This is a genomic window from Aeromonas sp. 5HA1, assembly GCF_029237245.1.
GTDB lineage: Bacteria > Pseudomonadota > Gammaproteobacteria > Enterobacterales > Aeromonadaceae > Aeromonas > Aeromonas salmonicida.
Map to the genome: position 1 here is coordinate 239,481 of NZ_JAACFW010000004.1, position 16,716 is coordinate 256,196.

Genomic DNA, 16,716 nt, shown 5'->3' on the forward strand with positions numbered 1-16,716 from the left:
CCAGCAATCCGGACCGTATCATCGTCCGGGCAACACAAAACGGTGTTGAGACAGAGCTGTCCCGCGGGACAGAGTGGGTCACTTATCAGCGAGCTGAGGAACCCTATGGTTTACTCTTATACCGAAAAAAAACGCATTCGTAAGGACTTCGGTAAGCGAGACCAGGTACTGGACACGCCTTATCTGTTGTCCATTCAGCTGGACTCCTTCAAGCAGTTCATCGAGGCTGACCCGGAAGGTGAATATGGCCTAGAGGCCGCTTTCCGTAGCGTTTTCCCGATCACCAGTTACTCCGGTAGTGCTGAGCTTCAGTATGTCAGCTATCGCCTGGGTGAGCCGGTATTTGACGTAAAAGAATGCCAGATCCGTGGAGTGACCTACTCCGCGCCGCTGCGTGTCAAGCTTCGTATGGTTCTGTACGATCGTGAAGCAGCTGCCGGCACCGTCAAAGACATCAAGGAACAAGAAGTATACATGGGCGAAATTCCGCTCATGACCGAGAACGGCACCTTTGTTATCAATGGTACCGAGCGGGTAATCGTCTCCCAGCTGCACCGTAGCCCGGGCGTCTTCTTCGACCACGATAAAGGCAAAACTCATTCATCCGGTAAGGTGCTGTATAACGCCCGCGTTATCCCCTACCGTGGTTCCTGGCTGGACTTCGAGTTCGATGCAAAGGACAACCTGTTTGTCCGTATCGACCGTCGTCGTAAATTGCCGGCTTCCATTATTCTGCGCGCCCTGGACTTCAGTTCCGAAGAAATCCTGGCCAACTTCTTCGAGACCATAGGTTTTGAAGTAAAAGATGGCAAGTTGATGATGGATCTGGTGCCGGAGCGCCTGCGTGGTGAAACTGCGACCTTTGACATCGTGGCCAATGGCGCCGTGGTGGTTGAGACCGGTCGTCGTGTGACTGCGCGTCACATCCGTCAGTTGGAAAAAGATGCCGTTACCCAGATTGAGGTACCGGTTGAGTATGTTGTTGGCAAAGTTGCTGCCAAGAACTACACACATCCGCAAACTGGCGAAATGGTTGTGACTGCCAACCAGGCATTGAGCCTGGAAGCGGTTGCCAACCTGTCCCAAGCCGGCTTCAAGCACTTCGAGGTTCTGTTCACCAACGAACTGGATCACGGTGCCTACATGTCCGAGACCCTGCGTATCGACTCCAGCTCCAGCCGTTTGGAAGCCCTGGTCGAAATTTATCGCATGATGCGTCCGGGCGAGCCGCCCACCCGTGAAGCAGCAGAACAGCTGTTCGAGAACCTGTTCTTCTCTTCCGAGCGTTACGACCTGTCTACCGTAGGTCGGATGAAGTTCAACCGTCGTCTGTCCCGTGAAGATGAGACCGGCGCTGGCACTCTGACCAAAGACGACATCGTCGAAGTCATGAAGCGCCTGATCGACATCCGTAACGGCAATGACGAAGTGGACGATATCGACCACCTGGGTAACCGTCGTATCCGTTCTGTCGGTGAAATGGCTGAAAACCAGTTCCGTGTCGGTCTGGTGCGTGTCGAGCGTGCGGTCAAGGAGCGTCTCTCCCTGGGCGACCTGGACACTCTGATGCCGCAGGATCTGATCAACGCCAAGCCGATCTCCGCCGCAGTCAAAGAGTTCTTTGGTTCCAGCCAGCTGTCTCAGTTCATGGACCAAAACAACCCGCTGTCCGAAGTCACCCACAAGCGCCGTATCTCTGCGCTGGGCCCGGGTGGTTTGACCCGTGAGCGTGCCGGTTTTGAAGTTCGAGATGTGCACCCGACTCACTACGGTCGTCTGTGCCCTATCGAGACTCCTGAAGGTCCGAACATCGGTCTGATCAACTCTCTGTCCGTGTACTCTCGTACCAACGAGTATGGTTTCCTCGAGACGCCGTACCGTAAAGTCATTGACGGTGTGATCACCGACGAAGTGGACTATCTGTCTGCTATTGAAGAAGGCAAGTACGTGATCGCACAGGCTAACGCCGCGACCACCGAAGATGGCCGTCTGAAAGATGAATTGATCCCGTGCCGCCACAAAGGTGAATCCACCTTTATGAACGCCGACCAGATCCAGTATATGGACGTGAGCCCGCAGCAGATCGTATCTGTGGCAGCCGCTCTGATCCCCTTCCTGGAACACGATGATGCTAACCGAGCCCTGATGGGTTCGAACATGCAACGTCAGGCCGTACCGACTCTGCGTGCTGACAAGCCGCTGGTAGGTACCGGTATGGAACGCGCCGTGGCCGTTGACTCCGGTGTAACCGTAGTGGCCAAGCGTGGCGGCATGATCGACTACGTCGATGCCTCCCGTATCGTTATCAAGGTCAACGAAGATGAGCTGCTGCCAGGCGAAGCCGGCATCGACATCTACAGCCTGACCAAGTACACCCGTTCCAACCAGAACACCTGTATCAACCAGCGTCCTTGCGTGATGTTGGGTGAGCCGGTCATGGCCGGTGACGTGGTTGCTGACGGTCCGTCTACCGATCTGGGCGAACTGGCGCTGGGCCAAAACCTGCGCGTCGCGTTCATGCCGTGGAACGGTTACAACTTTGAAGACTCGATTCTGGTGAATGAGCGCGTTGTTCAGGAAGATCGCCTGACCACCATCCATATCCAGGAACTGGCCTGTATCTCCCGTGACACCAAGCTGGGTCCGGAAGAGATCACTGCCGACATCCCGAACGTGGGTGAAGCCGCTCTGTCCAAGCTGGACGAGTCCGGTATCGTCTACGTGGGTGCCGAAGTGAAGGGCGGCGACATTCTGGTCGGCAAGGTAACACCGAAAGGTGAAACCCAGCTGACGCCGGAAGAGAAGCTGCTGCGCGCCATCTTCGGTGAGAAGGCCTCCGATGTGAAGGACTCCTCCCTGCGTGTGCCGAACGGTGTGTACGGTACCGTGGTTGACGTGCAAGTCTTTACCCGCGATGGCGTGGAAAAAGACAAGCGCGCCAAAGAAATCGAAGAGATGCAGCTGAAGGAAGCGAAAAAGGACTTGACCGAAGAGTTCAAGATCCTGGAAGACGGCATTTTCGGCCGCTCCCGCAACCTGCTGCTGGCCGCCGGTTACAGCGAAGATCGTCTGAACAAGCTGGATCGTACCAAGTGGTTTGAATTGGCCATCGAAGATGAAGCCAAGCAGATCGAGCTGGAACAGATCGCCGAACAGCACATCGAGCTGAAAGCCGACTTCGACAAGAAGTTCGAGAACAAGCGTCGCAAGATTATCCAGGGTGATGATCTGGCGCCGGGCGTACTGAAAATCGTCAAGGTTTACCTGGCAGTCAAGCGTCGCATCCAACCGGGTGACAAGATGGCGGGCCGTCACGGTAACAAGGGTGTTATCTCCAAGATCTGCCCGGTCGAGGATATGCCTCATGACGAATACGGCCGTCCGGTCGACATCGTACTGAACCCCTTGGGCGTACCGTCCCGTATGAACATCGGTCAGATCCTCGAAGTACACCTGGGCCTTGCTGCCAAGGGTATCGGCGAGAAAATCGACCGCATGATCAAGGAGCAGCGCGCGCTGCACGAGATGCGTGACTTCCTGCAACAGGTCTATGACCTGGGCGAGAAGGACACCAAGCAAGTGGACATCGCCGAGCTGTCTGACGACGACGTACGTACCCTGGTGGGTAACCTGCGCAAGGGTCTGCCGGTCGCTACACCTGTCTTTGATGGTGCCAAAGAGCACGAAATCAAAGCCTTGCTGAAGCTGGCCGATCTGCCGGAATCCGGTCAGATCTCCCTGTTCGACGGTCGTACCGGCAACGTCTTCGAGCGTAAGGTCACCGTAGGTTACATGTACATGCTGAAGCTGAACCACTTGGTAGACGACAAGATGCATGCGCGTTCTACCGGTTCTTACAGCCTGGTTACCCAGCAACCGCTGGGTGGTAAGGCGCAGTTCGGTGGTCAGCGTTTCGGTGAGATGGAAGTGTGGGCCCTGGAGGCTTACGGTGCGGCATATACCCTGCAGGAAATGCTGACCGTCAAGTCTGACGATGTGAATGGCCGTACCAAGATGTACAAAAACATCGTGGATGGCGACCACCGTATGGAGCCGGGCATGCCCGAATCCTTCAACGTACTGTTGAAGGAAATCCGCTCTCTGGGTATCAACATCGAGCTGGACGAAGAGTAAGAGCTCGCTCTTATTGTTCGAGAATTGACGTGGGCGCCCCGCTGCTTTGGCAGTAGGGGCGCCGAGGTTAGACTCCTGACAGGGGAAACACGTGAAAGACTTACTCAAGTTTTTGAAGGCTCAGACCAAGACCGAAGAGTTTGACAGTATTAAGATCGGTCTGGCCTCTCCTGACATGATCCGCTCCTGGTCATTCGGTGAGGTCAAAAAGCCTGAGACCATCAACTACCGGACTTTCAAGCCGGAACGTGATGGTCTGTTCTGTGCCCGTATCTTCGGACCGGTGAAGGACTACGAGTGTCTGTGCGGCAAGTACAAGCGCCTGAAACACCGTGGTGTGATCTGCGAGAAGTGTGGCGTAGAAGTGACCCAGACCAAGGTCCGTCGCGAGCGTATGGGCCATATCGAGCTGGCCAGCCCGACTGCCCACATCTGGTTCCTGAAGTCCCTGCCGTCCCGTATCGGTCTGCTGCTGGACATGACCCTGCGTGACATCGAGCGCGTGCTGTATTTCGAATCCTATGTAGTGATCGAACCCGGCATGACCAACCTCGAGCGCAGCCAGATGCTCTCCGAAGAGAACTATCTGGACGCACTGGAAGAGTGGGGCGACGAATTTGACGCCAAGATGGGTGCCGAAGCAATCCTTGCATTGCTGCGTGCCATCGATCTGGAAGGTGAAGTCAAGACCATGCGTGAGGAGCTGGATCAGACCAACTCCGAAACCAAGCGCAAGAAGACCACCAAGCGTCTGAAGCTGATGGAAGCCTTCCTGCAGTCCGGCAACAAGCCGGAGTGGATGATCATGACAGTGCTGCCTGTGCTGCCGCCGGACCTGCGTCCGCTGGTACCGCTGGACGGCGGCCGTTTCGCGACTTCCGATCTGAACGATCTGTATCGTCGCGTGATCAACCGTAACAACCGCTTGAAGCGTCTGCTGGACCTGGCTGCACCGGACATCATAGTGCGCAACGAAAAGCGCATGCTGCAAGAGTCCGTGGATGCCCTGCTGGACAACGGCCGTCGTGGTCGTGCCATCACAGGTTCCAACAAGCGTCCGCTGAAATCCTTGGCCGATATGATCAAGGGTAAGCAAGGTCGTTTCCGTCAAAACCTGCTGGGCAAGCGCGTCGACTACTCTGGTCGTTCCGTTATCACCGTAGGTCCGACCCTGCGTCTGCATCAGTGCGGTCTGCCGAAGAAGATGGCGCTGGAACTGTTCAAGCCGTTCATCTATGGCAAGCTGGAATCCCGCGGTCTGGCGACTACCATCAAGGCCGCCAAGAAGATGGTGGAGCGTGAAGAAGCTGTCGTTTGGGATATCCTGGACGAAGTGATCCGCGAACACCCGGTTCTGCTGAACCGTGCACCGACACTGCACCGTCTGGGTATCCAGGCGTTTGAACCGACCCTGATCGAAGGCAAGGCTATCCAGCTGCACCCGCTCGTTTGTGCCGCCTATAACGCGGACTTCGATGGTGACCAGATGGCGGTCCACGTACCGCTGACCCTGGAAGCCCAGCTGGAAGCGCGTGCGCTGATGATGTCTACCAACAACATCCTGTCGCCTGCCTCCGGTGAGCCGATCATTGTTCCTTCCCAGGACGTGGTCTTGGGTCTGTACTACATGACCCGTGCCCGTATCAACGCCAAGGGCGAAGGTATGGTGCTGGCCGGCCCGAAAGAGGCCGAGAAGGTATATCGCGCCGGTCTGGCCGATCTGCATGCTCGCGTCAAAGTACGTATCACCGAATATCTCCGTCAGGCAGATGATTCGCTGGTAGAGCGTACAGAGCTGAAGAACACCACTGTTGGTCGTGCGATCCTAAGCCTGATCCTGCCGAAAGGCATGGAATATGCCCTGATCGATGAGCCCAAGGTGCTGACTGCTGCAGAGCAGGCTGATCTGGATGCCAATCCGCAGAACTGGATCAAGAGTGTTTCCAACAAGGCGTTGGGTAAAAAGCTCATTTCCCGTCTGCTGAACACCTGCTATCGCAAGCAGGGCCTGAAGGACACCGTTATCTTCGCTGACCAGCTGATGTATACCGGTTTCCATTATGCGGCCCTGTCCGGTGCGTCCGTTGGTATCGATGACATGGTCATCCCGGATGCCAAGAAAGACATCATCGCCGCTGCCGAAGCCGAAGTTGCCGAGATCCAGGACCAGTTCCTGTCCGGTCTGGTGACCGCGGGCGAACGCTACAACAAGGTTATCGATATCTGGGCCAGCGCCAACGAGCGCGTCTCCAAGGCCATGATGGAGAACTTGTCCAAAGAGCGTGATGTCAACTCTCTGGGTGAAGAAGAAGAGCAAGCGTCGTTCAACAGCATCTTTATGATGGCCGACTCTGGTGCGCGGGGTTCCGCAGCCCAGATCCGTCAGCTGGCCGGTATGCGTGGCCTGATGGCCAAGCCGGATGGCTCCATCATCGAGACCCCTATCGTGGCTAACTTCCGCGAAGGTCTGAACGTACTGCAGTACTTTATCTCCACTCACGGTGCCCGTAAGGGTCTGGCGGATACCGCACTGAAGACGGCTAACTCCGGTTACCTGACTCGTCGTCTGGTTGACGTGGCACAAGACATGGTGATCACCGAGGACGATTGCGGCACTGTTGAAGGTCTGTGGATGACTCCGCTGATCGAAGGTGGTGACGTGGTCGAGCCGCTGCGTGAGCGCGTGCTGGGCCGTGTGGTTGCCGATGACGTGATCAAGCCGGGTACTGAAGACGAAATTCTGGTAGCGCGCAACACCCTGCTCGACGAGCAGCTGTGTGACCTGCTGGAGCGCAACTCCGTTGACCGTGTGAAGGTACGTTCTGCCATCACCTGTGAAACTGACTTCGGTAACTGTGCTCACTGCTACGGCCGTGATCTGGCCCGTGGTCACCTGGTTAACAAGGGTGAGGCTGTCGGTGTTATCGCCGCCCAGTCCATCGGTGAACCGGGTACCCAGCTTACAATGCGTACTTTCCACATCGGTGGTGCCGCATCCCGAGCTGCTGCCGAGAGCAGCATCCAGGTCAAGAACACAGGTAGCATCAAGCTGCAGAACGCCAAGTTCGTTCACAACAGCGATGACAAACTGGTTATCACCTCCCGTTCTACCGAACTGACCATTATGGATGACATGGGCCGTACCAAGGAAAGCCACAAGCTGCCTTACGGTTCCGTGCTGGAAGTGAAAGATGGCCAGGCCGTGAGCGCCGGCGACACCGTCGCCAACTGGGATCCGCATACCCACCCGATCATCACAGAAGTGGCGGGTCGCCTCCAGTTCGAGCACATGATCGATGGCGTGACCATCACTCGTCAGACCGACGAGCTGACCGGTCTCTCCTCTATCGTCGTGCTGGATGTCAACGAACGTCCGAGCGCCGGTAAAGAGATGCGTCCGACCGTGAAGCTGGTCGACCAGAACGGCAAGGATGTCATGATCCCGGGTACCGACGTTGCCGCCCAGTACTTCCTGCCGGGCAAGGCGATCGTGAACCTGGAAGATGGTGCCAACGTGGGCGTGGGTGACGCGGTCGCGCGTATTCCGCAAGAGTCCAGTGGTACCAAGGACATCACCGGTGGTCTGCCGCGCGTTGCGGATCTGTTCGAAGCACGTCAACCGAAGGAACCGGCTATCCTGGCCGAGATCTCCGGTACCATCTCCTTCGGGAAAGAGACCAAGGGCAAACGCCGTCTGGTCATCACCCCGACTGATGGTGGCGACGTCTACGAGGAGATGATTCCGAAGTGGCGTAACCTGAACGTGTTCGAAGGTGAAAAAGTTGAGAAGGGTGAAGTGCTGGCAGACGGTCCTGAATCTGCTCACGATATCCTGCGTCTGCGCGGTATCAGCCCGGTCGCCAACTATATCGCCAACGAAGTGCAGGACGTTTACCGTCTGCAAGGCGTTAAGATCAACGACAAGCACATCGAAGTCATCGTTCGTCAGATGCTGCGCAAGTGCGAGATCCTGAGCGCTGGCGACACTGACCTTATCGAAGGCGAGCAGGTTGAAGTGGCTCGCGTGAAGATTGCCAACCGTAAGCTGGTTGCCGAGGGTAAGACTCCGGCCACCTTCCGTCATATCCTGATGGGTATTACCAAGGCATCCCTGAGCACCGAGTCCTTCATCTCCGCGGCTTCCTTCCAGGAAACCACTCGTGTTCTGACCGAAGCGGCCGTTGGCGGCAAGCGTGATGAACTGCGTGGCCTGAAAGAGAACGTGATCGTGGGTCGTCTGATCCCGGCTGGTACCGGCTTTGCCTACCACCATGCCCGGATCAACCAGCGTGCCGCCGCAGCCCGTGCTGTTGGTGTGCCGCAGGTGACTGCCGACGAAGCTCAGCAAAATCTGGCGGATCTGCTCAACGCATCCGGCAGCTTTGACGAAGAGTAATCTTCTGCTGCAGTGATCGAAAAGGGCTCCTTCAAGGGGCCCTTTTTATTGGCTGTTTTCTCGTCAAAGCCAGTCGCCACGCGGATATTCGGATGATCCAGAGCAAGGTTGGAGAGTAAAAAATCAAAAAAAGTTGACTTTGCCCCCCCGCAATTGAAAACTCGGGAAAGTTGAATGGTTATTACAGAGGTAGAACATGACTGTCGGTATCGAGGAAGTGATGCTTCCCGAAGAGCAACTGATCGGTCGCACTTTTACAGACGAAGACAGGGAATTGTTGCGCTCCTATGGAGGGCTTATCGAAGGCTTGGCCGAACTGTTCGGCAAGCACTGTGAAGTGGTTCTTCACTCCCTGGAAAATCTGCACGAGTCAGTGATCAAGATTGCCAACGGGTTCAATACGGGACGGAACGAGGGGGCCCCCATTACCGATCTCGCGCTGCGTATGCTCAAGGACATAGAGAATACCGGCCAGGATTACACCCAGAGTTATTTTGCCCGCAGCCGTACCGGTGCCCTGATGAAGTCGAGTACCATCGCCATCAGGAACAGTGACAAGCAGGTGATCGGTCTTATCTGCATCAACTTGCACATCAATGCGCCTTTTCACGAGTTTGTCGCCGAGTTTTTTCCGACGCCGCAACAAGTTGAGCGCCAGTCACCGGAGACGTTTGCCAACAGTGTGGAAGAGCTGGTCGCCCAGACGGTGGATAACACTATCGATGAGATCAACCGTGATCCGACTGTTGCCAACAATGCTAAAAACAGGTTTATCGTGACCCAGCTGTTCGAGAAGGGCATATTTGATATCAAGGACTCGATCAATCTGGTCGCCGACAAACTGAATATTTCCAAACATACCGTTTATCTGTACATCCGACAGCGCAAGCAGGGTGAAGACGAGAACGAGTAAGCGCCATAGAAGGGGATAGACAAGAATGGCTAAAGAAGTTATTGCAACCGACAAGGCACCAGCCGCAATTGGTCCATATGTTCAGGCTACCAAACTGGGCGAGCTGGTCTTCACCTCCGGGCAGATCCCGCTTGATCCTGCCACCATGGAGATCGTGGCTGGCGGCGTCGAAGCGCAGGCCGAGCAGGTGATGAAGAACCTGGTTGCAGTATTGAAGGCGGCGGGTGCCGACACCAGCAAGGTGCTGAAGACCACCTGTTTCCTCAGCGACATGAACAACTTCGTTGCCTTTAACCAGGTTTATGCACGCTACTTTGGTGACTCGGCACCGGCCCGCTCTTGTGTGGAAGTGGCCCGTCTGCCCAAAGATGTGCTGGTTGAAGTCGAAGCCATCGCTTACGTCTGATCCACGGCTGAATGAAGAGCCCCTCCCTGGAGGGGCTTTTTTGTCTTTGGGGCGTAGAATGGACAGAGACCTGCACAGGAGTCCGGATATGAGTCTGAGTTTCGCCCTGTTGGTGACGGGGCCTGCCTATGGCACCCAGTCGGCCAGCACCGCCTACCGTTTTGCCTTGAGCCTCATCGAACAAGGGCATCGGCTATCACACCTCTTCTTCTATCAGGATGGGGTCTGCAATGGCAACGAACTGCACGCCCCCGCCTCCGATGAGAGCAACCTGGTGGCGCTGTGGCGTGAGTTGGCCATAGGGCAGGGGATACGTATCGATGTGTGCGTTGCCGCCGCCATGCGGCGTGGTGTGCTTGATGAGACTGAGGCGAAGGGGGCAGGCAAGGTGCAGTTCAACCTGCAGGCACCATTTTGCTTGAGTGGGCTGGGTCAGCTGGCCGAAGCCAGCCTGACCGCCGATCGCTTTGTCCAGTTCTAGGAGGGTGAGATGAACAAGATAGCTTTCATCTGCCGGCGTGGTCCCCATGGTACCGCCGCCGGACGGGAAGGACTGGATGCCTTGCTGGCGACCTCGGCGCTGACCGAGTCGCTCGCCATGTTCCTCATCGGTGACGGTGTCTTGCAGCTGGTCAAGGAGCAGCAGCCTCAAGCCATCTTGCAGCGCCACTATGCACCGACCTTCAAGCTGCTGGAGCTGTATGACATCGAGGAAGTCTATGTGTGTGCCGACTCGCTTGCCGAACGCAGTCTGACGATGGATGACCTGCTGATCCCTGCTGAGAGCCTCTCCCGTGCTGATATCTGCCGCCAGTGGGGCCAATGCGCTACCCATATCTGTTTTTGAGGTGACCATGATACAGCTGATACTGACGTCCCCCTTCCTGAGCCAGGATCTGGAACAGGCGCTCTGCTATCGCCAGCCGGATGATCTCTTGGTGCTGATGCAGGATGCCGTTATCGCGGCTACGGCCCCTCAATGGTGCGAGCAATTGGCAGATATTCCGCTCTATGTGATGCGAGAAGACTTGCAGGCGAGGGGATTGCAGCAGAGGATCGGGATGGATCTGGATATGGCCGGTCTGGTCGCGTTGATCGCGGAAAAAGGGTCACCACAGACCTGGGGCGGCTAGCATCCATTTTTATCGATGAGGTTCAGTCAGTTATGACTCTTTACAAGGGATCCATTGTGCCCTTTTGCGGCACGGATTGTATAAATCTTGACTCCCTTGACAACAGGGCATAAAATTTCGCGTCCCCGTATCTGCGGGGAGGATTTTTCACATGTTTATGAAGTCATTATCAGGAGCCTTTTGATGGCAACTATTAACCAGTTGGTTCGCAAGCCACGCATCAAGCTCGTTGTTAAAAGCAACGTGCCTGCGCTGGAAGCGTGCCCTCAGAAGCGTGGCGTGTGCACTCGTGTATATACCACCACCCCGAAGAAGCCTAACTCTGCACTGCGTAAAGTATGCCGTGTACGTCTGACCAACGGCTTCGAAGTCACCTCCTACATCGGTGGTGAAGGTCACAACCTGCAAGAGCACTCCGTTGTGCTGATCCGTGGCGGTCGTGTAAAAGACTTGCCAGGTGTTCGTTACCACACCGTTCGTGGTGCGTTGGACTGTGCCGGTGTTAAAGACCGTAAGCAGGCTCGCTCCAAGTATGGCGTGAAGCGTCCGAAAGCTTAATGGTTCTCCGTTAAGTAAGGCCAAACGTTAATTCGTTTCTAGTTAGATAACTTTCTAGTTTTGGGTAACCCCTGAAGTTACGGAGAATTTGAAATGCCAAGACGTCGTGTTGTTGGTCAGCGTAAAATCCTGCCGGATCCCAAGTTCGGATCAGAGCTGCTGGCTAAATTTGTCAACGTAGTAATGGTTGACGGTAAGAAATCTGTTTCCGAAGCCATCGTATATGGCGCGCTGGACATCATTGCCACCAAATCTGGCAAAGATCACCTGGCCGTATTCGAAGAAGCCCTGGACAACATTCGTCCGGCCGTCGAGGTTAAATCTCGTCGTGTCGGTGGTGCAACCTATCAGGTGCCGGTAGAAGTTCGTCCGGTCCGTCGCAATGCTCTGGCAATGCGCTGGTTGGTTGACGCCGCTCGTAAACGTGGTGAAAAATCAATGGCTCAGCGTTTGGCTGGCGAGCTGCTGGATGCCGCTGACAATAAGGGTTCGTCTGTCAAGAAACGTGAAGACGTTCACCGTATGGCTGAAGCGAACAAGGCCTTCGCTCACTTCCGCTGGTAATCCGCTTGCGCAGGGTCTTTTGGCTCTGCGCACCTTCAGTTATCTAGGGGTCCGCTCCTAGTAAGAGGATGACAATGGCTCGTACAACCCCCATTGAGCGTTATCGTAATATCGGTATCTCCGCTCACATCGACGCCGGTAAGACTACTACTACCGAGCGCGTTCTGTTTTACACCGGTGTAAGTCACAAGATCGGTGAAGTTCACGATGGCGCCGCCACCATGGACTGGATGGAACAGGAACAAGAGCGTGGTATCACCATCACCTCCGCCGCGACCACCGCTTTCTGGTCCGGTATGGGTAAACAGTTCCAACCGCACCGTATCAACATCATCGATACCCCCGGCCACGTTGACTTTACTATCGAAGTAGAGCGTTCAATGCGTGTTCTGGACGGCGCCGTGATGGTGTACTGTGCCGTAGGTGGCGTACAGCCACAGTCTGAGACCGTATGGCGTCAGGCTAACAAATACAAAGTTCCCCGTATTGCGTTCGTCAACAAGATGGACCGTACCGGTGCGAACTATCTGCGCTGCGTTGAGCACATCAAGACCCGTCTGAAAGGTACCCCGGTTCCTCTGCAACTGAACATCGGTTCAGAAGAGAACTTCAAGGGCGTTATCGACCTGGTCAAGATGAAAGCCATCAACTGGAGCGAAGCTGACCAGGGCGTATCCTTCGATTACGAAGAGATCCCGGCCGAGCTGCTGGAACAGGCGCAAGAAATGCGCATGTCCCTGGTTGAAGCCGCTGCTGAAGCGTCTGAAGACCTGATGGAAAAATACCTGGGTGGTGAAGAACTGACCGAGGAAGAGATCAAGAAAGCTCTTCGTCTGCGCGTTCTGAACAACGAAATCATCCTGGTTACCTGTGGCTCCGCGTTCAAGAACAAGGGCGTACAGGCCATGCTGGATGCCGTGGTTGACTATCTGCCGGCTCCGACCGACGTAGCTGCCATCGACGGCCTGAAGCTGGACGGCGTTACCAAAGACGAGCGTCATGCATCTGATGACGAGCCGTTCGCTGCTTTGGCGTTCAAGATTGCCACCGACCCGTTCGTAGGCAACCTGACCTTCTTCCGCGTTTACTCCGGTGTGGTTAACTCCGGTGACTCAGTGCTGAACTCTGTCAAAGAGAAGCGCGAGCGTTTTGGCCGTATCGTTCAGATGCACGCCAACAAGCGTGAAGAGATCAAAGAAGTTCGCGCAGGCGATATCGCTGCCGCCATCGGTCTGAAAGACGTGACCACTGGTGACACCCTGTGTGACGAAAAATCACCGATCATCCTCGAGCGTATGGAATTCCCGGAGCCGGTAATCTCCATCGCGGTTGAGCCGAAAACCAAGGCTGACCAAGAGAAGATGGGTCTGGCACTCGGCCGTCTGGCGCAGGAAGATCCGTCTTTCCGAGTATGGACTGACGAAGAATCTGGCCAAACCATCATCGCCGGTATGGGTGAGCTGCACTTGGACATCATCGTTGACCGTATGCGTCGCGAGTTCAAGGTTGAAGCGAACGTAGGTAAGCCTCAGGTTGCCTACCGTGAAACCATCCGCGAAACCGTCAAGGATGTCGAAGGCAAGCACGCCAAGCAGTCTGGTGGTCGTGGTCAGTACGGTCACGTCGTTATCGACATGTACCCGCTGGAAGCCGGCAAAGCCTACGAGTTCGTTAACGACATCAAAGGCGGCGTGATTCCTGGTGAATACATTCCGGGTGTTGACAAGGGTATCCGTGAGCAGCTGAAATCCGGCCCGCTGGCAGGCTATCCGGTAATGGATCTGGGCGTGCGTCTGCACTTCGGTTCTTACCATGATGTTGACTCCTCCGAACTGGCGTTCAAAATCGCTGCTTCCATGGCCTTCAAGTCTGGTTACATGAAAGCCAATCCGGTACTGCTCGAACCGATCATGAAGGTCGAAGTCGAGACTCCGGAAGATTACATGGGCGACGTTATCGGTGACCTGAACCGTCGTCGTGGCCTGATCGAAGGTATGGAAGACGGCCCGTCCGGCAAGATCGTACGTGCCCTGGTTCCGCTGGCCGAAATGTTCGGTTATGCGACCGCACTGCGTTCCGCTACCCAAGGTCGTGCTTCCTACGCAATGGAATTCGCTAAGTACTCCGACGCCCCGAACAACGTGGCTCAGGCAGTTATCGAAGAGCGCAAATCCAAGTAATTTATGATTCCCCGCCTACGACGGTAGGCGGGTTTAACCAAGAAGGACTACGTCGTGTCTAAAGAAAAATTTGAGCGTAACAAACCGCACGTTAACGTCGGCACCATCGGCCACGTTGACCACGGTAAAACCACCCTGACCGCCGCCATCACCAACGTGCTGGCCAAGCACTTCGGTGGTAAAGCTTTCGCCTTCGACCAGATCGACAAGGCACCGGAAGAGCGTGAGCGTGGAATCACCATCAACACCTCCCACGTAGAATACGACACAGCCATCCGTCACTACGCGCACGTAGATTGCCCTGGTCACGCCGACTACGTTAAAAACATGATCACCGGTGCTGCCCAGATGGACGGCGCGATCCTGGTAGTAGCCGCGACCGACGGCCCGATGCCGCAAACTCGTGAGCACATCCTGCTGGGTCGCCAGGTTGGTATCCCGTACATGATCGTGTTCATGAACAAGTGCGACATGGTAGATGACGAAGAGCTGCTCGAACTGGTCGAGATGGAAGTTCGTGAACTGCTGACCGAGTATGACTTCCCGGGTGATGACCTGCCGGTAGTTCGTGGTTCCGCGCTGAAAGCGCTGGAAGGCGACGCTGCATGGGAAGAGAAGATCATCGAGCTGGCTGGCCACCTGGATACCTATATCCCGGAGCCGGAGCGCGCAATTGACCTGCCGTTCCTGATGCCTATCGAAGACGTATTCTCCATCGCTGGCCGTGGTACCGTAGTTACCGGTCGTGTAGAGCGCGGTATCGTTAAAGTCGGTGAGACCGTAGAAATCGTGGGTATCAAAGATACCGTTTCTACCACCTGTACCGGTGTTGAAATGTTCCGTAAGCTGCTGGACGAAGGTCGTGCAGGCGAGAACATCGGCGCGCTGCTGCGTGGTGTTAAGCGTGAAGACGTAGAGCGTGGTCAGGTACTGGCCAAGCCGGGTTCTATCAAGCCGCACACCAAGTTCGAATCTGAAGTGTACGTACTGTCCAAAGAAGAAGGTGGTCGTCATACCCCGTTCTTCAAAGGCTACCGTCCGCAGTTCTACTTCCGTACAACCGACGTGACCGGTACCATCGAACTGCCGGAAGGCGTAGAGATGGTAATGCCAGGCGACAACATCAAAATGGTTGTTACCCTGATTGCGCCGATCGCAATGGACGACGGCCTGCGTTTCGCTATCCGTGAAGGTGGCCGTACCGTAGGTGCCGGTGTTGTAGCTAGCGTAATCGCTTAATCGATTCGTTATTACAAACATCAAAAGGGGTGGCTTCGGCTGCCCCTTTTTCTTTTTGGGCCTTATGCCCTATGAGATACTTTGCAAAATCATTTATTGAGGTAGTCCCCAGTGAGCAAGCCCGCCATTTTTCTGGACCGTGACGGTGTCATCAACGAAGACACTGGTTATGTCAGCCAAGTCGATGACTTCCATTTCCTGCCCGGTGTGATCGAAGCCCTGCAACTGTTAAAGAAGAAAGGCTATCTATTGATCGTCGTCACCAATCAGTCTGGTATTGCCCGCGGCTACTTCAGTGAAGATGACTTCATGAATCTGACCGAGTGGATGGATTGGTCACTGGCCGATCGGGATGTGGATCTCGACGGAATCTATTTCTGTCCACATCACCCGGATCACGGCGCCCCTTGTGATTGCCGCAAACCTGAACCCGGCATGCTGCTGTTGGCACAACAGGAGCTGGGCATCGACATGAGCCGTTCTTATATGGTTGGTGACAAACCTTCCGACCTGAAAGCGGCAGCCAGTGCCAATGTTGGTCATAACGTCATGGTGCGTACTGGCAAACCTGTGACTGACGCCGGCATCGCCTTGGCGGACGCCATCTACGACAACCTGCACGATTTCGCCGTTTCAGTGCCAGTCGCGGGCTGATTTCGTTCGCTTAACATGCATATTGGTGGCTTTATGAGCGAACGGTTGATGAAAGCCATCTTTTTGCAATTATCTGCTTGCCAGAAAGATTCAACTCCCTATAATGCGCCTCCATCGACAGGGCAAGCGGCAACGCAAACAACCTCGTCGATAACCTCGAAAAGCCTTTGAAAATAAGGCTTGACTCGAGAAGGCGGTTGAGTAGAATTCCACTCCCGCAGCAACACACTGTTGCGTCGCTCTTTAACAATTTGAATCAAGCAATCTGTGTGGGCACTCACAGCATCGAACATCAAACAATTTTGTTGATTTTCAATGTCTGGTGAAGTGACCAAGACGATTTCTTAGCAATAAGAAGTCGAACAGTTTATTTCAGCAATTCATTGAGCCGCTGAAGTTCATTGCCTCGGTGATGAATGAACGCAAACCAAACTTAAATTGAAGAGTTTGATCATGGCTCAGATTGAACGCTGGCGGCAGGCCTAACACATGCAAGTCGAGCGGCAGCGGGAAAGTAGCTTGCTACTTTTGCCGGCGAG

12 protein-coding genes and 1 rRNA gene are annotated in these 16,716 nt (G+C 55.2%); all 13 read left to right on the forward strand.

Features of this window, described 5'->3' with window-relative positions; translation table 11 throughout:
• Positions 1-105: 105 nt before the first annotated feature.
• Positions 106-4,134, forward strand: a complete 4,029-nt coding sequence (gene rpoB, locus GWQ27_RS05940) for a DNA-directed RNA polymerase subunit beta (RefSeq protein ID WP_005318568.1) — start codon at positions 106-108, stop codon at positions 4,132-4,134.
• Positions 4,135-4,225: 91 nt separating this feature from the next.
• Positions 4,226-8,530, forward strand: coding sequence for a DNA-directed RNA polymerase subunit beta' (gene rpoC / locus GWQ27_RS05945; protein WP_005318570.1), 4,305 nt, complete (start codon positions 4,226-4,228; stop codon positions 8,528-8,530).
• A 196-nt stretch (positions 8,531-8,726) separates the two neighbouring features.
• Positions 8,727-9,443: a transcriptional regulator gene (locus GWQ27_RS05950; RefSeq protein ID WP_005318572.1), complete on the forward strand. Its 717-nt coding sequence runs from the start codon at positions 8,727-8,729 to the stop codon at positions 9,441-9,443.
• A gap of 25 nt (positions 9,444-9,468) precedes the next feature.
• Entirely contained in the window at positions 9,469-9,849 is a 381-nt protein-coding gene (locus GWQ27_RS05955) for a RidA family protein (RefSeq protein ID WP_005318574.1), read from the forward strand.
• Positions 9,850-9,937: 88 nt separating this feature from the next.
• Positions 9,938-10,330 carry a sulfurtransferase complex subunit TusD gene (gene tusD, locus GWQ27_RS05960; protein ID WP_005318576.1) on the forward strand — a complete coding sequence of 131 codons (393 nt, stop codon included), beginning with the start codon at positions 9,938-9,940 and terminating at the stop codon, positions 10,328-10,330.
• A gap of 9 nt (positions 10,331-10,339) precedes the next feature.
• Complete coding sequence (tusC, locus tag GWQ27_RS05965; RefSeq protein WP_275906903.1) at positions 10,340-10,696, forward strand: sulfurtransferase complex subunit TusC; 357 nt, start codon at positions 10,340-10,342, stop codon at positions 10,694-10,696.
• Positions 10,697-10,703: 7 nt separating this feature from the next.
• Positions 10,704-10,982 carry a sulfurtransferase complex subunit TusB gene (tusB, locus tag GWQ27_RS05970; protein WP_275906904.1) on the forward strand — a complete coding sequence of 93 codons (279 nt, stop codon included), beginning with the start codon at positions 10,704-10,706 and terminating at the stop codon, positions 10,980-10,982.
• A 183-nt stretch (positions 10,983-11,165) separates the two neighbouring features.
• Positions 11,166-11,540, forward strand: a complete 375-nt coding sequence (rpsL, locus tag GWQ27_RS05975) for a 30S ribosomal protein S12 (protein WP_005306278.1) — start codon at positions 11,166-11,168, stop codon at positions 11,538-11,540.
• A gap of 93 nt (positions 11,541-11,633) precedes the next feature.
• Positions 11,634-12,104: a 30S ribosomal protein S7 gene (rpsG, locus tag GWQ27_RS05980; protein ID WP_005318583.1), complete on the forward strand. Its 471-nt coding sequence runs from the start codon at positions 11,634-11,636 to the stop codon at positions 12,102-12,104.
• 74 nt (positions 12,105-12,178) lie between these two features.
• The gene (gene fusA, locus GWQ27_RS05985; RefSeq protein WP_005318585.1) at positions 12,179-14,284 is read left to right on the forward strand and encodes an elongation factor G; all 2,106 of its coding nucleotides are present in this window, start codon (positions 12,179-12,181) and stop codon (positions 14,282-14,284) included.
• Between the two features lie 54 nt (positions 14,285-14,338).
• A complete protein-coding gene (gene tuf / locus GWQ27_RS05990) occupies positions 14,339-15,523 on the forward strand; it encodes an elongation factor Tu (protein ID WP_059168183.1) in 1,185 nt (394 codons plus the stop codon).
• Between the two features lie 111 nt (positions 15,524-15,634).
• Positions 15,635-16,177, forward strand: a complete 543-nt coding sequence (gmhB, locus tag GWQ27_RS05995) for a D-glycero-beta-D-manno-heptose 1,7-bisphosphate 7-phosphatase (protein WP_059114389.1) — start codon at positions 15,635-15,637, stop codon at positions 16,175-16,177.
• Between the two features lie 435 nt (positions 16,178-16,612).
• Positions 16,613-16,716 (forward strand): 16S ribosomal RNA (locus GWQ27_RS06000); the annotation flags it as partial.